The 20,094-nt window shown below is 68.8% G+C and carries 13 protein-coding genes; 3 read left to right on the forward strand and 10 right to left on the reverse strand.

Annotation, left to right across the window (positions count from 1 at the left end; translation table 11 throughout):
- Nucleotides 1–111: 111 nt before the first annotated feature.
- Nucleotides 112–1,749 (forward strand): M20/M25/M40 family metallo-hydrolase, encoded by a 1,638-nt coding sequence (locus tag J7495_RS09455; protein ID WP_294056233.1) that lies wholly within the window; start codon nt 112–114, stop codon nt 1,747–1,749.
- 128 nt (nt 1,750–1,877) lie between these two features.
- Here the strand turns inward: J7495_RS09455 and J7495_RS09460 are convergent, their stop codons facing one another.
- The 3 genes from J7495_RS09460 to J7495_RS09470 form a co-directional block, all read right to left on the reverse strand.
- Nucleotides 1,878–4,010, reverse strand: a complete 2,133-nt coding sequence (locus J7495_RS09460; protein WP_294056234.1) for an acylase — start codon at nt 4,008–4,010, stop codon at nt 1,878–1,880.
- Nucleotides 4,007–4,546, reverse strand: coding sequence for a hypothetical protein (locus tag J7495_RS09465; RefSeq protein WP_294056235.1), 540 nt, complete (start codon nt 4,544–4,546; stop codon nt 4,007–4,009). The genes J7495_RS09460 and J7495_RS09465 overlap by 4 nt, the downstream gene beginning before the upstream one ends.
- Before the next feature lie 171 nt (nt 4,547–4,717).
- Complete coding sequence (locus J7495_RS09470; RefSeq protein ID WP_294056236.1) at nt 4,718–7,003, reverse strand: TonB-dependent receptor; 2,286 nt, start codon at nt 7,001–7,003, stop codon at nt 4,718–4,720.
- Between the two features lie 250 nt (nt 7,004–7,253).
- Between J7495_RS09470 and clpB the strand changes: the two genes are divergently transcribed.
- Nucleotides 7,254–9,833, forward strand: coding sequence for an ATP-dependent chaperone ClpB (gene clpB / locus J7495_RS09475; protein ID WP_294056237.1), 2,580 nt, complete (start codon nt 7,254–7,256; stop codon nt 9,831–9,833).
- A 39-nt stretch (nt 9,834–9,872) separates the two neighbouring features.
- On the opposite strand, the gene J7495_RS09480 is transcribed toward clpB, so the two are convergent.
- From J7495_RS09480 to J7495_RS09500, 5 genes are all read right to left on the reverse strand, one after another.
- A complete protein-coding gene (locus tag J7495_RS09480) occupies nt 9,873–10,157 on the reverse strand; it encodes a hypothetical protein (protein ID WP_294056238.1) in 285 nt (94 codons plus the stop codon).
- Between the two features lie 110 nt (nt 10,158–10,267).
- Nucleotides 10,268–11,731, reverse strand: coding sequence for a putative 2OG-Fe(II) oxygenase (locus tag J7495_RS09485; protein ID WP_294056239.1), 1,464 nt, complete (start codon nt 11,729–11,731; stop codon nt 10,268–10,270).
- Nucleotides 11,728–12,882 carry an aspartyl/asparaginyl beta-hydroxylase domain-containing protein gene (locus J7495_RS09490; RefSeq protein ID WP_294056240.1) on the reverse strand — a complete coding sequence of 385 codons (1,155 nt, stop codon included), beginning with the start codon at nt 12,880–12,882 and terminating at the stop codon, nt 11,728–11,730. Before J7495_RS09490 ends, J7495_RS09485 begins: the two co-directional genes overlap by 4 nt.
- Nucleotides 12,879–14,888 (reverse strand): tetratricopeptide repeat-containing sulfotransferase family protein, encoded by a 2,010-nt coding sequence (locus tag J7495_RS09495; protein WP_294056241.1) that lies wholly within the window; start codon nt 14,886–14,888, stop codon nt 12,879–12,881. The genes J7495_RS09490 and J7495_RS09495 overlap by 4 nt, the downstream gene beginning before the upstream one ends.
- Nucleotides 14,889–15,015: 127 nt before the next feature.
- On the reverse strand, nt 15,016–18,225 hold the full coding sequence (locus J7495_RS09500) for a TonB-dependent receptor (RefSeq protein WP_294056242.1): 3,210 nt from the start codon (nt 18,223–18,225) through the stop codon (nt 15,016–15,018).
- Nucleotides 18,226–18,447: 222 nt separating this feature from the next.
- Here J7495_RS09500 and J7495_RS09505 point away from each other — a divergent pair, with 222 nt between their 5' ends.
- The gene (locus tag J7495_RS09505) at nt 18,448–18,915 is read left to right on the forward strand and encodes a hypothetical protein (RefSeq protein WP_294056243.1); all 468 of its coding nucleotides are present in this window, start codon (nt 18,448–18,450) and stop codon (nt 18,913–18,915) included.
- Between the two features lie 88 nt (nt 18,916–19,003).
- Here J7495_RS09505 and J7495_RS09510 read toward each other — a convergent pair whose 3' ends face one another.
- Nucleotides 19,004–19,894: a M23 family metallopeptidase gene (locus J7495_RS09510; RefSeq protein ID WP_294056244.1), complete on the reverse strand. Its 891-nt coding sequence runs from the start codon at nt 19,892–19,894 to the stop codon at nt 19,004–19,006.
- Complete coding sequence (locus J7495_RS09515; protein WP_294056245.1) at nt 19,891–20,091, reverse strand: DUF2093 domain-containing protein; 201 nt, start codon at nt 20,089–20,091, stop codon at nt 19,891–19,893. Before J7495_RS09515 ends, J7495_RS09510 begins: the two co-directional genes overlap by 4 nt.
- Between the last annotated feature and the right edge of the window lie 3 nt (nt 20,092–20,094).

Here is a 20,094-nt window from a genome sequence, read left to right on the forward strand (position 1 = left end):
TGCGACCAACCGGCTGCAACAAAAACTGTGTTGCTTAAGCACGTCACCTTTGCGCGGCAGCGGATTTGCTCTAGCTGGGCGCACCATCCCCCCATGAGCGGAAAGTCCTGAATGCGCATCCGATTGATTTCAGCTGCCTTTTTCCTGGCGGCGCTGGCCGCGCCCGTCTCGGCGCAGACCGCCGACCCGGTGTTCGCGCCCGAGGCGGTGAAGGCGCATGTCGACTTCCTGGCCGACGACCTGCTCGAGGGGCGCGAGACGGGGACGCGCGGCTATGACCTGGCCGCGCGCTATGTCGCGACGCGCTTCGAGGCGCTGGGGCTGGTGCCCGGTGGACCCAACGGCAGCTGGTATCAGCAGGTGCCCTTCGTCGAATATCGCCCCGATCCGGCCAAGCCGGCGTTCGTGACGATCGGCGGCAAGCGCTTCGACGGCGGAGTCGACGTGATCGTGCCGGCGACCGGTGTCGCGGGCATGCAGGCGCTGACCGGCGGTGCGGTGTTCGTCGGCCATGGCCTCGAGCGCGACTATGGCAAGCTCGACGTGAAGGGCAAGTTCGTGGTGGCGCTGCTCGGCACGCCGCAGGGGCTGTCCAAGAGCGCGGCCGCGGCGGCTGCCGCCGAGGACAAGGTTGCGAACGCGCGCAAGCATGGCGCGCTCGGGCTGATCTCGCTGGTCTCGCCGGGCGCGCTCAAGGACGGCTTCCCTTGGGGGCGTTACGCGACCGCGATGACGCGCGCGCGGACGAGCTGGGTCGATGCGCAGGGCAATCCGGCCGGCGAGGCGCCCGTGCAATTCTACGCCAAGGATTCGGCGGCGACAGCGCTGTTCGCCGGCGCGGCGAACCCGGCCGAGCGGCTGTTCGCCGAGCTCGCCAAGGGCAAGCGGCCGCTCGGTTTCCCGCTGGTGCCGACCGTGAGCGTGACGCGCGAGAATTCGGTGACGGCGATGCCGAGCCCCAACGTCGTGGGCATCCTGCCCGGATCGGACCCCAGGCTCTCGGCGGAATATGTCGTGCTCTCGGCGCATCTCGACCATCTCGGCATTCGCAGCGGCGATGCGCCCGGCGACAAGATCTACAATGGCGCGATGGACAATGCCGCGGGCGTCGCGACGATGCTCGAGGCGGCACGCGCCTTCGTCGAGAGCGGCAAGCGGCCCAGGCGCTCGATCCTGTTCGTCGCGCTGACCGGCGAGGAGGAGGGGCTGCTCGGCTCGGGCTATCTCGCGCAGCATCCGGTGACGGGGAACGGGCGCGTGGTGGCGGACGTGAACCTCGACATGCCGATCCTGCTCTACGACTTCACCGACGTGGTGGCGTTCGGTGCGGAGCATTCGACCTTGGGGCCGATCGTCGAGGCTGCGGCGGCGAAGATGGGCGTGAAGCTCTCGCCCGATCCGCTGCCGGAGGAGAATCTCTTCGTCCGTTCGGACCATTACAGCTTCGTCAAGGCAGGCGTGCCGTCGGTGTTCCTGGTGACGGGGTTCGCGAACGGCGGCGAGGCGGTGTTCCGCGATTTCCTGGCGAACCATTACCACAAGGTCTCGGACCAGCCCGACCTGCCGTTCGACTGGAAGGCGGGGGCGAAGTTCGCGCGGATCAATTACCTGATCGCCCGCGAGATCGCCGACGGGGCGGAAGCGCCGCGCTGGTATGAGGGGAACCTTTATGGCGACCGCTTCGCGCCGGGGCAGCCGCGGGCGAAGAAGCCCGCGCCGATGGCGGGGGTGCCGGCGGTGGGCGGGTAACGGCGAGGTCCTGCCGTTTCTTCCGTCATCCCGGCGAAAGCCGGGACCCAGGGCCGCGAGCCACGTCCTTAGCAACCCTGGGTCCCGGCTTTCGCCGGGATGACGATCCGAGTTGAGCGAGCCCGAGGCTACGGCCGGTAGCTGCGCTCGACATGCCCGGCCAGCTGCGCCCGCTCGAACCACACCGGCTTGAGCCTGTGCTCGACGAACAGCTTCGCCTGGTCGGTATAGTGCGGCGAGTTCGGCCGCGAGATCGCCGCGCCGAAGGGCTGGATCGATTCGGACGAGACCCGGCCCGCCTTGTCCCACGCCACGAACATGATGAAGCTGTCGCCGTGGCGGATCGCGAGGCGGCCGTCGGGGAGCTCGTCGTAGCTGGTCGCGGCGCGCAGCGAATCAGGGCCGCCGTCGAGTGGCAGGTCGGTCTTGCCCTGCTTGAGCCGGATCAGGTCGCCCAGCGGCAGGTCGAGCCGGCCGAAATGCTGCTGGAGATAGCCCGCCGCCTCGGCGAGCACGGTGCGCGGATCGGGCGCGGGCTTGCGCTCGTAATGCCAGCGGTTGGGGACGCGCAGGATCGACCAGGCGAGCGCGTCGGCGGGGCCCTTGCCGTCATAGCTCCAGTCCCATTGCGCGAGCAGCGCATGTGCCTTCCGGAGCAGCGGATCGCCCTTGGGATCGACGGCGAGCAGCGCCTGGTACCAGCGGCCGAGGTAACTGAACCGGCTCACCCCGCTGTCGAACTTGATGCGGTGGAGATCGGCGTCCGAAATCGACGCGTCGGCGCCCATCAGCTCGAGCGCGCGCGTGCCGCGGTTGGTGGTGTCGGTCTCGACCCCGAGCAGCGGCGGCTGCGGCGGGATTTCGGAGCCCTGGCCCGCGGCCTGATAGGGCGAGTTGTTGGCGTTGATCAGGAAGCCCGAGGCCGGATTGATGTTGCGCGGCACGCTCATCCACGGGACGGTGCCGGGCGCGAAATCCTTCGACGTGTCGCCGGGCAGCACCTTCGAATAGTCGAAGCCCGGCTGGCGGTTGGGGAACATCGCATTGTAGAAATAGGCGATGTTGCCGGCCCTGTCGGCGTAGAGGAAGTTGGTGGCGGGCACGCCCTGGATCGCCAGCGCCTGCTGCCATTCGTCGAAGTCGCGCGCCTTGTTCAGGCGGAAATATTCCTCGACCATGCGGAGCTGGTCGGCGCCGGCATAGCGGATCGCATGGGCGCCTTGCGCGTCGACGATCGCCGGGCCCTGGACCGCGCGATAGACCGTCCGCGGCACGGGGAGGGTGAAGGGCCCCCAGAGCCTGACCGGCAGCCAGACGGTGTGCGCCTCGAGCTTCCGCCACTGGCCGTCGTAGCGATAGGAATCGCGCGCGGGGTTGAGGGTGAGCTCGTAGACGTCGATCAGGTCGGGGCGGTTGACCGTGTTGGTCCAGCCGAGGCTCTCGTTGTGGCCGAGCAGCGGATAGGGCGCGCCGGGGAAGGTCGCGCCGGCGAAATGCCAGCCTTCGCCCGATTGCACCACCAGCTCGTACCAGGCGACGGCGCCGCGCCAGGGCTGGTGCGAGTTGGAGACGAGCCGCGTCGCGCCGTCGGCCGAGCGGCGCGGTGCGACGACGAAGGCGTTCGAGCCGCTCTGCCCGGGTTCCGGGCCGAGCGGGGTGACGTTGGGCGCGTCGGGCGCGGGGCCGGCCGATTCGACCGGCAGCGGCTTGTTCGCGCTGAGCGCGCCGAGCACCTGGTCGAGCCCGAAGAAGAAGGGCGAGCGGACGACGAAGCCGGTCGCGACGTCCTCGCCGTTCACCGGGAAGAGCTTGGCGAGGCGGATCTCGGCGGGGTGCGTCTCGGCATAGCGGTTGAGGCCGGCGGCATAGCCGTCGAGCAGGCGGCGGATGTCGGCGGGCTGTTTGGCGTAGTCGCGCGCGACGGTGGCGCGGGCGCCGGTCCAGGCAAGGACGAAGTCGGCCTTGGCGCCGTCCGCCCCGGTCATCGCGCCGAGCCGCCCGCGCGTCATCGCGAGCACTTCCTGCATCGTCGGGAAATCGTCCTCGGCCTCGGCATAGGCGATGCCATAGGCGACGTCGGGGTCGGTACGCCCGAAGATGTGGGGCACGCCAAAGCGGTCGCGGACGATCTCGACGTCGTATTTATGGGCAGGCGGCGGCGCGGCGCGGGTGGCGAGCAAGGGCTCCCAAGTCGCGAGGCCGATCGCGACCAGCGTGACGAGGACGAGCAGTCCGAGGCCGATCCGGCGGACCCATTTCATGGCTTAGGCTCCTCGGGGCCGGTGGCGACATATTGTTCGTTGCCGACGAAGCCGAGCCTCTGGAGGTGGCTTTCCCTGAGCACGTTCAGGACGCGATCGACGCAGCGAAAGCTGGCCTCGGGCGACGCCTGGAGATGAATTTCGGGCTGGGTGCCGGACCAGGTCTTCGCCGTCGCGGCGAACTCGTCGAGATCGGTGCGCTTGCCGTTTACCTCGACCGCGCAACGGCCGGAGGGAATGTTGAGATGGACGATCCCTGGCGGCCCCGGTTCGGCGATGAAGCCGATCGAGCCGGTGAAGCCGGCCCGCTGGATGCGGCTGATCAGCCCGCCGACGCATTTATAGGGTGTATCGACGCTGCCGATAAGCCCGATCCAGCGATGATCGGCCTGCCAGTGGCGTGCGCGGGCGACAATCTCGGCATCGTCGAGGGGTTGGCCATCGATGCGGGCCACGCAATCGGGGGACAGCTCGATGCGTACCATCGGCGGCGTCCCTTGCAACGCCAGCGCCAGCAATGCGGCGGTGATGACCATGCGCCTCCCCTCGGGTTTTGCGCCAGCCTAGTCGATCGGGTCCCCAAGTAAAATGTCATCCCGGCCGGGCGCCATCCCGGAGCCACACGCTGTCCCACATGCGGCTCCGGGGCCCGGCGCCCGGCCGGGATGACGAGGGGGGAGGCGCGTGGCGGCGCTTCCCGTGGCGGTTCAGATCCCGGCCTTGAGCGTGATGAAGAACTGCTGCGGCGCGCCGACCATCAGCGTCTGGTTGTCGCCCTTGTTGCCGAAGCCGTTGGTGCCGATCGTCGACACATAATGCTTGTCGAACAGGTTGGTCGCGTTGCCCTGCAGCTCGAACTTGCGGCCGCCGAGATCGAGCTTCACGCCCACCGTCGCGTCGAAGATCACCCGGCCGGCGACCGACTGGTCGTTCTCATAGGTGAAGTAGCGCTTCGACATGTAGTTGCCGCCGACGCGGCCGAAGAAGCGCTCGCCCTCATAGCCCAGCTCGCCCTTGAGCAGGTGCTTGGGGGCGTCGACCACGGTCTTGCCCTTGGTGTGCGCGATCAGCGCGCCGACGCTGTTGAACACGTCGTCACGATAGGTCGAGTCGTTGTAGCTGTACGAGGCATAGGCGGTGAAGCCGTAGCCGAGCCTGGCCTCGCCCGCGGCTTCGATGCCCCACGAGCGCACCGAGCCGACGTTCTGCAGGATCGCCGGATTGCCGACGATGCCGGCACCCGTGGTCTGGGCGAGCAGGCGGTTCTGGAAGTCGGCGTAATAGCCGGCGAGCAGGCCATTGAACGGGCCCCGGCGGAAGCGGCCGCCCAGCTCATAGGTATCCGAGCTCTCGGGCTTCAGGTTGCCGAGCGCGTCGAAGCCCGCCTGGGTGGTCGCGAACGGGCCGGTGGTCGCCGAGGAGACGAAGGCGCGCGTCACCTGGGTGAAGCCGCCGAACAGCTCGGCGCCGGGCGCGATCGTATAGGCGAAGCCCGCGTGCGGCTGGAACCAGTCGGTCACCTTGATCTTGCCCGAGGCGAGCCCGCCCGCGACGATCGGGTCCGCCGAGTTGCGGACGTCGAAGCCCTTCCAGCCGAGGTTCACGACGAGGTCGCCGAAGGTCAGCTTGTCCTCGACATAATATTGGACGGTCTTGGTATTATACCGGAAGTCCCACTGCGTCGCGAAGGGGTTCTCCTGGAAGTCCAGGCTAAACCGGTCGGGCGCGCCGCGGCTGTTCAGCGCGTAGAAGCGCCGCGCCTGGCGGAAGTCGTTGTTCTCGTACCAGGCGCCGACGGTCAGCTCGTTGAAGCCGAAGCTGCCGCCGATGTCGCCGAACACGCCCTTGCGGTCGATGTCGTATTCGGTGGTGCGGATCGAGATCGGCGAGGTGCCGCCGGGGCTGGGCACGTACGGCGTGTACCACAGGCCCTGGCCGTGGTTGTCGTGGAAATAGCCCTTGAGGCTGTAGTGGATGGTGGCGCCCTTGTCGCTCTCCACGCCGAACGAGCCGAGCCAGTCGCGGCGGAGGCCAGCGGCGTCGAAATAGGCGTCGTCGACGGTGGCGAAGGGAGTCGGATAGACGGTGCCCGCAGCGGCGTTCGAGACCGGTGCGCCGGTGTCGCCGCGGTTGTTGGCCACGTCGGCGACCAGCACCGCGAGCTTATAGTCGCCCGAGATATTGTCCCAGTCCGAGCCGAGCCGCTTGATCATGCCGAGCGACATGTCCTGATAGTCGTTCTCGTGGCGGTCCGACCAGGCGATCGTGCCGACGAAGCGGACGGGGCCGGCGGGGATCACCGCCTTGGCGTTGACCTGGTCGGTGCGCTGCTCGCCGACGCCCTTCCACTTGTCCATGTTCGAATGGACATAGGAGACCCAGGCGCCGGGGCCGTCGCCGTTCACCAGGCCGGTGTCGAAGCGGCCGTAGAGGCGCACGGTGTGGTCGCTGCCATAAGTGGCGTTGAGCTGCGCGCCCATCTCGGCCTCGGGATCGCGCGAGAAGAATTCGAGCGTGCCGCCGAGGTTGTTGGTCGCCTGGGTGCCGATCGAGCCTGCGCCCTGCGAGACGCGGACCTCGCCGACGTTCTCGCTGGTGATCGCGCGGCTGATGTGCAGGCCGTTGACGTTGCCATAGGTCGCGTCGCCGAGCGGGATGCCGTCGAGCGTGAAGCCGAGCTGGTTCTGGTTGAAGCCGCGGATCGAGATGCGCTCGGCCCATTCATAGGCGCCGAACGGGTCCGCGCCCTGGAAGTTGACGCTGGGCAGCTTCTCGATCGCCTTCAACGGGCTGGTGCCCGCGGCGAGCTCGGCGATGTCCTCGTTGCCGAGGCGCTGGACCTGGCGCGATTCGCCGCGGCCGATCACGACGATCTCGGTATTCTCGTGGGCAGCGGGCGCGTCGGCGGCAGTCGTGTCGGCGTCGGGCGCGGCATAGGCTGCGGTCGCGAGGAGCGAGGCGCCCGCAAGGAGGCAGGCGGCGAAAATACGCATGGAGAATCCCCTTTGGAACGGCGAGCGAAACGCTCGTCAGGCGGGGCGGCTAGCCGGTGTGCATTGCAGCATGGCGCTGTTTCCATGGCGGAACGGCTACGGTCCCGTGACGGCAATTTGACGCGCCCCGCGGCGCTGCGACCGGGGAGCCGGAAGCCGCGCCGGAATGTTACGGCTTCGGATGGATTGCGGGACTTGTGTTGCCGTTGTGCAACACTATCTCGGCGTCGCAAGGACTACAGGGACAAGTATGAACCTCGAGAAATTCACCGACCGCGCCAAGGGCTTCCTCCAGTCGGCGCTCACGGTCGCGATCCGGATGAACCACCAGCGGATCACGCCCGAGCACATCCTCAAGGCGCTGCTCGAGGACGAGCAGGGCATGGCGGCCGGGCTGATCCAGGCAGCGGGCGGCGACGCCAAGCGCGCCGTCAGCGAGACCGATGCGGCGCTGGCGCGCATCCCGGCGGTGTCGGGCGGCGGCGCGCAGCAGTCGCCCGGGCTCGACAACGACAGCGTGCGCGTGCTTGACCAGGCCGAGCAGGTCGCCGCCAAGGCGGGTGACAGCTATGTCACTGTCGAGCGGCTGCTGCTCGCACTGGTGCTCGCGAGCCAGACCAACGCCGCCAAGGCGCTCGCCGCGGCGGGCGTGACCGCGCAGGAGCTCAATGCCGCGATCGAGAAGCTGCGTGGCGGGCGCACCGCGGACACCGCCGGCGCCGAAGACCGCTACGATGCGCTCAAGAAGTTCGCGCGCGACCTCACCCAGGCGGCGAAGGACGGCAAGCTCGATCCCGTCATCGGGCGCGACGAGGAGATCCGCCGCACGATCCAGATCCTCGCGCGGCGCACCAAGAACAATCCGGTGCTGATCGGCGAGCCCGGCGTCGGCAAGACCGCGATCGCCGAGGGCCTGGCGCTGCGCATCGCCTATGGCGACGTGCCCGACACGCTGAAGGACCGCACGCTGATGGCGCTCGACATGGGCAGCCTGATCGCGGGCGCGAAGTACCGCGGCGAATTCGAGGAGCGGCTGAAGGGCGTGCTCGACGAAGTGAAGGGCGCCGAGGGCGACATCATCCTGTTCATCGACGAGATGCACACGCTGATCGGCGCCGGCAAGACCGACGGGGCGATGGACGCGTCCAACCTGCTCAAGCCTGCGCTCGCGCGCGGCGAGCTCCATTGCATCGGCGCGACCACGCTCGACGAATATCGCAAATATGTCGAGAAGGACCCCGCGCTGCAGCGGCGCTTCCAGCCGGTGTTCGTCGGCGAGCCGACGGTCGAGGACACGATCTCGATCCTGCGCGGGCTCAAGGAAAAATATGAGCTGCACCACGGCGTGCGGATCACCGACGCGGCGATCGTCTCGGCGGCGACGCTGTCGAACCGCTACATCACCGATCGCTTCCTGCCCGACAAGGCGATCGACCTGATGGACGAGGCGGCCTCGCGCATCCGCATGGAAGTGGAGAGCAAGCCCGAGGAGATCGAGAACCTCGACCGGCGGATCATCCAGCTCAAGATCGAGCGCGAGGCACTGAAGAAGGAGACCGACACCGCGTCGAAGGACCGGCTGGCGACGCTCGAAGGCGATCTCGCCAACCTCGAGCAGCAGTCGGCCGAGCTCACCCAGCGCTGGCAGGCGGAGAAGGAGAAGATCCACGCCGAGGCCGGGCTCAAGACGCAGCTCGACGCGGCGAAGCTCGAGCTCGACCAGGCGCAGCGGCTGGGCAACCTCGCGCGCGCGGGCGAGCTTTCCTACGGGGTGATCCCGCAGCTCACCCGGCAGCTCGAGGAAGCGCAGGGCGAGTCCAAGGGCGCGATGCTGCGCGAGGAAGTGACCAGCGACGACATCGCCGGCGTGGTGAGCCGCTGGACGGGCATCCCGGTCGACAAGATGATGGAAGGCGAGCGCGAGAAGCTCCTCGCCATGGAGGAAGTGCTCGGAAAGCGCGTCATCGGCCAGGCCGACGCGGTGAAGGCAGTGTCGACCGCGGTGCGCCGCTCACGCGCCGGCCTGCAGGACCCGAACCGGCCGCTCGGCTCGTTCCTGTTCCTGGGGCCGACGGGTGTCGGCAAGACCGAGCTGACCAAGGCGCTCGCCGAATTCCTGTTCGACGATCCCAATGCGATGGTGCGCATCGACATGAGCGAGTTCATGGAGAAGCACGCGGTCGCGCGGCTGATCGGCGCGCCGCCGGGCTATGTCGGCTATGAGGAAGGCGGCGTGCTCACCGAAGCGGTGCGGCGGCGGCCGTACCAGGTCGTGCTGTTCGACGAAGTCGAGAAGGCGCATGGCGACGTGTTCAACGTGCTGCTCCAGGTGCTCGACGACGGGCGGCTGACCGATGGCCAGGGCCGCACGGTCGACTTCTCGAACACGATCGTGATCCTGACCTCGAACCTCGGCTCGCAGTACCTCGCGAACCTTCCCGACGGGCAGGACGTGTCGACCGTCGAGCCGCAGGTGATGGACGTGGTGCGGGCGCATTTCCGGCCCGAGTTCCTGAACCGCCTGGACGAGATCATCCTGTTCCACCGGCTGGGCCAGGACCATATGGCGCCGATCGTCGACATCCAGGTCGGCCGCGTGAGCAAGCTGCTCAAGGACCGCAAGATCACGATCGTGCTGACCGATGCGGCGCGGGCGTGGCTGGGACGGGTGGGCTATGACCCGGTCTATGGCGCGAGACCCTTGAAGAGGGCCGTGCAGCGCTATCTGCAGGATCCGCTGGCGGACATGATCCTGCGCGGCGACGTGAAGGACGGGTCCACCGTCACCGTCGGCGAAGGCGACGGGTCGCTGAGCCTGTCGGTCTCGTAAAAGCGCGAAGGGCCGGGAGCGATCCCGGCCCGGACGCGGTCAATTCGCGCCGCAGGTCCCGCCCATGGCGGTGCATTGCTGCGTCTGAGTCTTCTCGACGAGCTCGCGGTCGTTGTGCTGGCGCTCGGCCCATTGCGCGCGCGTCATGCAGGTGCGGCGTTTGGCGAGGCGGCTGCCGAGAACGTCCTCGGTCTTGCAGACGGTCTCGTTCGGATCGAGCGGCTTGCGCTTCTTCGACGCGCTGTTGCTGTCCTGCGCGGCGGCGGGCATGGCGAGCGCCAGTGCGAGCATCGGAAGCAGCGCGGCACGGACAGTGAGAGGCATTGGGCGAATCCCCTTGGCATGGGCTGGATCGCGCCAGTCTGCGCTCGGAAAGGCGTGATTGCCAAGGGGCATGTCGCACGATGGTGCGATGCGGGGCCCGATCGGACGGATCAGCGCGGCGGCGCGACGTCGAAGGCGACGGTGAGCCGCTCGCCGGCCTCGAACGGCACGGTGCCGTGCCATAGCGTCGAGGGAAAGAGGACGAGGCGGCCCGGCTTGGGCTCGATCCTGCGCGTCGGCGGCAGGTCGAGCCCCAGGTCCTCGCGCGGGGCGCCGAGCGTGAGCCAGCCCGCCTCGCGCTCGCCGCCCGTCGCCGGGGGCAGCGCGACGTAGAGCGCGGAGCTGAACCAGCCGAGCGGATGGACGTGCGCGGCATGATGCCCGCCGCCCGCGAGCCGCACCGACCAGCTGCCCGAGAAGCGCACCGGCCGGTCGCGGCGCGTCGCAAGGATGGGGTGGCGCGGATCGGGCGGGGGAAGCTGGGCGATGTGCGCCTCGACCGCGGAGACCACCGCGGCGCGCAGCGCTTCGATCTCGGGCTCGGTCCGGCAGAAGAGCGGGCCGTCGGTCTGGGTGCCGCCACGCACCGACTGGTCGAGATGCTGGCCGCGCGCCTGGTGGAGCCCGCGCAGGACTTGGGCGAGGCGATCGAGCGGCGGGAGCTGCGGCGTCAGGTCGATTACCGAGACCAGCCGCGGATCGCCCTCGAGCCAGTCGTGGCGCGCGTCGCCGGCGAGCCGCCAGGCGAGCGCCGCATAGGGCCAGATCTGCGCGGCGTGCTCGTCGCCGAGCCAGCGCTCGATCAGCGGCACGGCCGATTCCGCACGATTTGTGCGCAGCAAATGGCGCACGCGGCGGATCGCGACGCCGATCTCGTCGAAGCGCGCGAGGCTTTCGAACAGCGGCTCGGCGGCGTCGGTCTCGCCGAGCTCGGACAGCGCGGTCGCCTCCTGGAGGTCGAGCAGCGGCGAGGCCGGGATCGCCGCACGCGCACGGGCGATCGCGGCCTTGGCTTCGGCATGGAGCTCGGCCAGGGCGAGCGTGCCGATCAGCGCTTCCCAGAGCCGCGGCTCATGCGGATGCGCCGCGAGCGCGCGCTCGAAGCCGGCGAGTGCCGTCTCGCGCTCGCCCATCATCCAGCGCAGCTGCGCGAGCTTGGCATGGCCCTCGATCCACAGCGGATTGGCAGCGCTCAGCGCGTCGAGGTCGGCGAGCGCCCGATCGGCCTCGCCCGCAGCGAGCTGGGCGGCGGCACGGCCGAAGCGGATCTCGCCGTCGCCAGGCGCGAGGGCCACCGCATGGTCGTAGAGCACGAGCGCGGGCACGCCGGCCTCGAGCGCGACATGGGCGTGCCCCTGGGCGATCTTCGCATCGTTCGGCGCGAGCCGGGCGGCGCGCTGGAAGGCGTCGAGCGCGATGCGATGCCGCTCGAGCGAGCGCGCGAGCAGCCCGGTCCATTGCCAGAGCCGCGCGCTGTTCGTCCGGGCGGCCGCCTCGGCGAGGATGGGGAGGGCGCGGCTCTCGTCGCCGCTGCGCAGCGCTTCCTGCGCGAGCGTCTCCGGATCGGCGCTCACAGCCCGCTCGCGGGCGCGCCTGCATCGGTGGCGATCAGCGCGGCGACGGCGTCGCGCTCGACGGGGCCGAGGTCCGGATGCCAGACGTCGAAGATGAAGACGGTGCGCAGCTGCTCGCTTGGATTCATCGCTTCATGCTCGATCGTATCGTCGAACACGAAGGCCTCCCCGCGCTCCCAGAGGCGCGTCTCGGCGCCGACGCGGAACCAGCACCCCGGCGGCACGACCAGCGGCAGGTGGCAGACCAGCCGCGCGTTGTTCACGCCGACGTGCGCCGGGATATGCGCGCCCGGCGCGAGCAGCGAGAACATGGCATTGGGCGAGGCACCGGGGATCGCCGGCTGGCCGATCCGCTCGAGCAGCGCGAGCGTCCGCGGCGTGTGGCGGGCATTGGCTTCGACGCGCGCGCCGTGGCTGAGCAGGTGGAGCGCCGACCAGTCCCTGTTGTGGTTGAGCGGTTCCCATTGCCGCAGCGGCGCGTGGTCGGGATATTGGATATAGGGCACCAGCTCGGCGCGCTCGGCGGCAAGCAGCGCCTCGAACTCGGCGGCGATCGCATCGGTGGCGGCCTCGAGCTCGGCGAGCCAGGGGAAGCGGCTGCGCGGATGGAATTCGCGCTCGACGAGGCCGGGGAAATGGAAGTGCGTCGGCTCGCTGTGGTAGACGCGGGTGCGGCGGAGCGCGTTCGAACGGAAGCGTGCGATGCGCTCGCGGCCCTCGTCGTCCGCTGCCGCTTCCGCAGCTGCCGTGGCCGCGGCGAATTGCGCCTCGCGCGCGCCGAGCCAGGCAGCGTGGCGTTGTTCGGCCTCGGCGACCACCGATGCGAATTGCGGCGGCAGCGCGCCCGGGGGCCGCTGCGCCAGCGCTTCGCCCCAGGCCTCGCCCGCGCTGCCGGGCTCGAGCCGCTCGAGCAGGCTCGCGCGCAGCAGGAGCGCGGCAAAGTCAAGCGGCTGGAGACGAAGCGCGCGATGCACCGCGTCGAGCGCGGCACGCGGCTGGCCCAGCGCGCGGTTCACGCCCGCAAGCCGCATCCAGACCGGGAATTCGCCCGGCGCGGCCGCGGCCGCCTCGAGCAGCAGCGCCTGGGCGCGGCGGAAATCCCGCGCCGCCGCGGCACGATCGGCCTCGGCGACGAGCGCGGCTGCGCTCAAAGCGAATAGCCGAATTTCTCGACCCAGGGCGCAAGGGTCGGCAGCACGGGTTCGAGATGGCTGCGATAGCGCATCCAGCGGCCGGCGGCGCGCCTGTAGATCGGCTCGGTGACTTGCGAATAGCTGGCGGTGGTGATCAGCCCGCGCGCCTTGGCGGTTCGCGTGTGCTCGAGCGCTTCGGGGCGCCAGTCGAGTTCGAGGAAGTCGAACAGCGGGCGGACCTCGGCCTCGACGTCCTCGACCAGCCGTTCGTAGACGATCGTGTGGACCCGGATGGGGAACAGGCTGCGCGCCCGCTCCCAATGGTGGAAGGTGAGGTCGTAGAAGGCCGCAGCATCCTCGAGCCGAAGGAAATTCGCCATCGCATTGTTGAGGCGGAAGTTGCTCATGAAGCAGCTGAGCAGCACGTCGCACGGATGGCGGAGCGCGAGGATGAAGCGCGCATTGGGGAAGAGCCGGTGGATGACCGGCACCTTGTTGAGGAAGAGCGGCGACTTGTCGACGAGGAGGCGCGCCGGATCATGGTCGACGATCCCGCCGACTTCCTCGAAATAACGCGCGCGGCCCGCGTCGAGCTGGACGGGATCGAGCGACGGCAGCGCCGCCGTGCCGCCGATCGCGCGTTCGGCGTCGTACAGCGGCGGCTCTTCCTCGAGCACGGTCGTGCCGGGGTGGCCCATCAGGATCGTGTCGAGCAAGGTGGTGCCCGAACGGGGAAAGCCGACGAGGAACACGGGGTCGCGCAATCCGGTCGGCGCGTCGGCGGACCAGCCGGCGCGCCACGCGGGCGTCATGATGCGCAACTCGCCCTCGAGTTCGCTGCGCAGTTCCTCGGCGCGGCGCAGCGGCTCGCTGGGATTCTCCTGGTGGAGGCGGTTCGCTTCGGCGAAGGCGGAGAAGGCCTCGTCGGTGCGGCCCAACCGGTCGAGCAGCGTCGCGCGGATATGGACGCTGCGCTGCGGCTCGATGTCGGCGGGGACCAGCGCGAGGCTGGCGAGCCCCTCCTCGAACCGCTTGGCGCGGCGGTGCTCGAGCGCGCGCAGGAAGGCGAGCGCGCCCTCGGCCACGCCATTGGCCTCGGCGCGCTCGATCAGCGGCGCGAACAGGTCCTCGCGGTTGGTGTGCTCATATTGGATCGCGAGCCCGAGATAGGCGTCGGTCAGCAGCGGATCGAGCGCGATCGCGCGATCGAAGGCGGCGCGCGATTCCGGGATGCGATGCGCGAAACCATATTCGACGCCGAGCTTGAGCTGCAGGTCCGGATTGTCCGCATCGCGCGCCGCTGCGGCTTCGAGCACGGGCAGGACGTCGTCCTGCCGCCAGTCGAGCTTGAACTGGACATAGAGATCCATCAGCGGCCGCGGATCGTCGGGGAAGTCGGCGGCGGCGCGGCGCAGCACGGCTTCGGCTTCCTCGGCGCGGCCGGCCGCACGGAGCGCCTCGGCAAGATTGAGGCGGGTCGGCGGCGCCTGGGGATCGAGCTCGACCGCGCGCTCGAGCGCCGCGACGGCGCCCGCGAGGTCGCCGGTGGCCGAGCGCGCGTTGCCCAGGTTGTTCCATGATTCGAAGTCGCCCGGCGATCGCTCGACGACATGCTCATAGGCCTCGACTGCCTCGTCGAAGCGCTCGAGCGTCTGCGCGACGAAGCCGCGGTAGCGCGCGAGGCGTAGCGACGCATCGGCCAGCGCACGCTCGCGCGTCGCGATCGCGAGCACGTCTTCCGACGCCCCTGTCTCGATCAGCGCGGCGATCAGGTTGCAGGCGATGGTGATGTCGTCGGGACGATGCGCGTGCGCGGCGCGCAGATGCGCGATCGCGCCTCGCGGATCCCCCATGCGCGCATGGATCATGCCGAGGAAGGCGTTGAGCGCCGCCGGATCGCCGCCGCGGACCAGGCCGGCCTCGGCGATGCTCCGCGCGCGGCCGGGATCGCCCGACTGGGCGGCCCGCAGCGCCTCGCGCAGGATCGCGCCGGTATCGGGTTCGTTCATGGAAAGGCTTGCCACCCCGATAGTCTGGACCGCTTGCCGCGCCCGACGCAAGCCATGGTTGGCCCGCGCGATGCGGGGCGGACAAAAAAGGGGCGGCGAGCCCGAAAGCCGCCGCCCCTTCGTTTCCCTTTGCGGTGTGGGCTCAGAAGTCGAGCGTCACGCCGGCATAGAGGTACCGGCCCAGCGCGTCGTAGGTCGCCGGGTAGGTGTTGCCGTTGCACGGGCCCGTCGGGCACAGGCTCGGGATCGGCTTGCCGTCCGCTCCGAACGTGCCGCCTGAGGTCACGTAGGGGGGTTGCTTGTCGAGGATGTTGTTGACGCCGAGCCGGAACGTGTAGTGCGAGCCCAGGTTCATCGTCGTCGCCAGGTCGAAGTAGCTGTACGACTTGATGTGCAGGCCGGGCCCGAAGTTGTTGTGGATGCCGCCATAGAGCGACTCGTTGGTCTCCAGCGTCTCGGCGTTGACGCTGCCGATGTAGCGCCACTGGAGCGACACGCCGACGCCATTGTCCATCTGGAAGGTCGCACGCGCCTTGTGCCGCCACTTGGGCAGCGGCGCGCCGCCGGCCGTGGTCCCGCCCGCGCTGCAGGTGGGGCCGTAGAGGCCGGCGCAATCGTAGATGTCGGTGACGCCGTTATCGACCTTATACTCCTTCAGATAGGTGCCGTTCATGCTCAGCGAGAGCTTGCCGAGGCTGCCGATCCCCATCGAATAGTTGCCGGCGACCTCGATGCCCTTGGTCTGCACCGAGCCGAGGTTGGTCGGGATGCTGTCGACGTAGCCGGTCGGCGTCAGCCACAGCGAACCCGCCGCATCGCGATGGATGAGCGAGCACGAATAGGGCGTGAACGTCGCGGTCGCCTTGGCCGAGCAGTCCGCGAGCACCGCGTCCTGGCTGGTCGAGCTGATCGTGTCCTTGATCTTGATGTCGAAGTAATCGACCGTGACCGAGAGACCCGGGATGAACGACGGCTGGAGCACCACGCCCACCGTCTTGGTGGTCGCGATTTCCGGCGTGAGGTTCGGATTGCCGCCGATCAGGCCGTTGTACTGCGCGGCCGGATTGGAAGCGGTGCCCTGGCCGACGTGCAGACCCTGCGCGACGCAGCCATAGTCGCCCTGGTTGCTCGACGGATCGATGGGATGTCCGGCGCACGGATCGCTCGACCCGTTGAGGCCGACCGTGGGCGTGGCGAACAGCTCCTGGATGTTCGGCGCACGCGCCGCCCGGTTGTACGCGCCGCGGAAGCGGATGTCGCGGATCGGCGCGAAGTCGACCCCGATCTTCCACGTGTCGGTATCGTAGCTCTTGCCGACGCTCGTGTCGTAGGAGGAGCGGCGATAGCCGGCGTTCAGCGACAGATCGTAGATGAAGCTGTTGTGGACGATCGGCACCTGTGCTTCGCCGAAGAACTCGAAGACCTTGAAGCTGCCCGAAAGCGGCAGCGTCGCACCGCCCTGGCCGGTGAGATCGCCGGTCGAGAAGGCGTTGTCGGTCTGGAGGTCCAGCGACTCCTTGCGGTATTCGACGCCGAGGTTCACCGCCACGCCATCGTCGGCCCAGGGCGATTTCACGCCATAGTCGCCGAGAAGCCCGGTGACGCTCGCGCTGGCGATCTGCTCGGAGGTCGTGCCCTTCTGGAAGCCGGTCGCCGAGAGATAGGCGACCGACGCCGCGCTGGCGCCGCCGGCACCGGCGAAGACGTTGTACGGCACGCAGGTCGGGTCCGAACCGTCGATCACCGAGCGGCAGACGATATGGCCGTTGGCCACGCCCGTCCGCTCGAGGCCCTCGTCGACCGCATTGAGCGCGCGGTTGAGGCGGGCGACCGAGAATTCGTTCGAATAGACCTGGCTGTATTCGACGCGGCCGTACTGGTAGTAGGCGTCGTACGACCAGCTCTTGCCGAGATCGCCCTTGGTGCCGATCACGCCGCGGAAGCTGGTGTGCTGCAGGTCGGAGATGCGCGGACCGCCCTCGACGTTGCGGCGCAGGAGCTGGAAATAGCCCTGGTTGTAGGTGCGGCCGAGCGAATCGGTGAAGACCAGCGGCGGCGCGGCATGGCCCGGCGTGCCGCTGGTGCCGTCATTGTAGACTGCGCCCGCGGCGAGCGGGAAGGTGCCGAGGAAGCCGTTGATCAGGTTGTCGCTGTTGCAGGCGACGTTCCGCTGCGTCGTCGACATCAGCGGGTTGTCGCAGTTGATCGTCAGCGTGTTGCCGAAGTCGCCCGACGGCGCGATCTGCGCCAGCGTGCGATCGTCCATGAACATGAACTCGGCATAGGGCTTGATCGCGTCGTTGATCTCATAGTCCGCGAAGAAGCCGGCGGTGTAGCGCTCGTCGGGGCGCTGGTAATAGTTGGTCGGCGCGAAATTGTAGCGCGAGACCGAGCCGCCGACGAAGCCGCCGCCCGGCGCGAAGGTGTAGACCGTCGAGGAGGCCGTGCTGCGGTTGAGATCCCACAGGAACACGTTGCCGTTGTCCGAGGTCGCCGAACCGCCGCACTGGTTGGCGCCGGAGCCGCCGTTCTGCAGCACGCAGGCGCTGTAGTCGCGACGGGCCTGGGTGATCGCCTTGACCTTGCGATAGCCGAAATAGGCCAGCGCATGGCCACGGTCGTCGTCGAACGCAGTGCCGAGCGAGATCGTCGCATCGACGGTGCCGCCGTCGGCGACGCTGCCGCTCGGATAGTCGAAGCCCTTGAAGCCGGCCTTCTGGCGCGCGTCGAGCAGCGGAGTCAGGAAGGTGTCGTTGTTGGTATGCTGGTAGAGGCTGTACTGGCCGTCCACGCGGATGCCGGTGAAGTCCTTGTCGATGATGAAGTTGACGACGCCGGCGACGGCGTCGGCACCATAGGTCGACGAGGCGCCGCCCGTCAGCACTTCGACGCGCTTCAGGATCGAGGCCGGGATGATGTTGATGTCGGCGGCCGAGCCGCTGGTCGGGCTCGGATCGCCCGGCAGCAGGCGGCGGCCGTTGACCAGGCTCAGCGTGCGGGTGGTGCCGAGGCCGCGAAGATCGACCGAGGCCGTGCCGTCCGCGCCGTTGGCGAGCGTCGAGGCCTGGCTGGCGAAGACCGCCGGCAGCGAGTTGAGCATGTCTTCGACGCGGGTCGTGCCCTGGAGCTTGATGTCCTGGGCGCTGACGACGGTCACCGGGGCAGTGCCCTCGAGGTTCGGCTGCGGGATGCGCGAACCCGTGACGACGATTTCGGAGCCCTGGTCGGAGCTGGCCTGATCGGTTGCAGGCAACTGCTCGTCCTGCGCGAAGGCGGGCGAGGCGATGAGCGCTACGCCGATCGCGATCGGCGCGGCGCTTCGCCGCAGATACCCTGCCATATTCTTCTTCATGGAACGTCCTTTCCCTGAACTCGCGGCGCATCAGCGCCGGATGGGAAAAGAGAAGCATGGCCGGCGATACCGTGTAAATCGCAATACCGCTGCGGTGCAAAATTGGAAAAAAACCTGTAGCCCATTTGCAACAATGATTCGCTTGACAAGGCCGAACCGGGCGTTCGAGCCCGCGAAAGGGGACGGAAAATGATGCCGAAATGGTTGTTAGCGCTACCGTTGATGCTGCTGGCGCTTCCCGCAGTTGCACAAGAGCGTTCGAAGCAGTTCGAGCGCGTGGTGGATTGCCGCAAGATCGCGGAAGCGGCGGAGCGGCTCGCCTGCTACGACAATAGCGTCGCCGCGCTCGAAGAAGCCGAGCAGAAGAAGGATGTGGTGATCGTCGACAAGGAGCAGGTGCGCCAGGCACGCAAGTCGGTGTTCGGCTTCGCGCTGCCCAAGATCAAGCTGTTCGGCGAGGACAAGGACGAAGTCGACGAGGTCGAATCGACCGTCGCTGCCTTCGACACGCGATCGGACGGGCGCGCCTTCTTCACGATCGCCGACGGCGCGCGCTGGGTACAGACGGACGACCGGCCGCTCGTCGGCGTCCGGCCAGGCCGGAAGGTGACGATCCGCAAGGGCTCGATGGGCAGCTTCTTCGCCAGCTTCCAGGGCGCGATCGGCATCCGGGTGGCCCGCGTGAACTGAACGATGCGGCGGCGCGGCATGCCCACGCGCGGCCAACGCGCGAAGGTTTCAAAAGGTTGCGGCGGCCGCGCGAAAATTGCGATTCGCGTCAATCGGCGACGGGCATCGGTCCTGCGATTAGGAGGGGGTCGATACGCGAATCGCGCCACTTCATCCCCCAGTGGAGATGCGGGCCGGTGGCGCGGCCGCTCATCCCGACGAGCCCGATCGGCTGGCCGCGCTTCACATGCGCGCCGAGCTTCACGTCGATGCGCGAGAGGTGCATGAAGGCGCTGTTCAGCCCCATGCCGTGGTCGATCATCAGCAGGTTGCCCTCGAGCGTGAAGGGATGGTCGGCCGCCAGGATCACCACGCCGTCTGCGGGCGCGAGCACCACCGTGCCGGTGGGCCGCGCGATGTCGACGCCCGAGTGATAGCTGCCCGCCTCGCCGTTCTTGTAGATGCGCTGCGAGCCGAACAGCGTCGAGATGCGGCCGGTGACGGGCCAGAGGAAGCTCTGCTTCCAGCCCTGCGCGTCGGTCTGCATGCCGCGCGCGGCGTTGATCAGCGCGACTTCGCCGGGGCGGACCTTGTCGTACTGCGCCTGGGGCACGGGGACCTTGGGCAAGGTATCGAGCCTGGAGATGTCCCAGGCGCGCTTGGCGATGGTGAGCGTCTCGCGGCGCTGGGTGCCGTTGCCGAGCGTCGCGACCAGCTCGGCGGTGGGGCCGGCGTCGCGATCGAAGGCGATGACGAAGCGGCCGTCGGGCGTGATCGGGATCGAGGCGCCGTTGAACGCGACCATGCCCGTGCCCCTGGGCGCGGTGCCGATCACCATGCCGCCCTGGATCATCGGGCCGGTGAAGCTGAAGCCGCTGGCAGTGCGCTGCTGCGCCTGGCGGGGAGCGGCCTGGGGTCCCTGGCCGAGCGAGGGCGCGACCGCGGTGCCGAGCATCACGACCGCGAGCGCGCCCAGGGACGCGCGAAGGACCAGGCTCATGCCCCGTGCATCGCCTTGGCGGCGACCGCGGCACTCGCATAGGGCTGCTGGCGCTCGACGCTCCAGTAGCGCAGCTCGTCGAGCGGGATGCGCTCGCCGGTGAGTGCGCAGACGACATGGTCGCCGGGCGTCAGCACGCGGAAGCCGTTGGCCATATAGTGGAGCCGCGCGGCGCGGGCGGAATTCGACATCAGCATGGC

Source organism: Sphingomonas sp. (assembly GCF_017745215.1).
In the GTDB taxonomy this organism is placed as follows: Bacteria; Pseudomonadota; Alphaproteobacteria; order Sphingomonadales; family Sphingomonadaceae; genus Sphingomonas.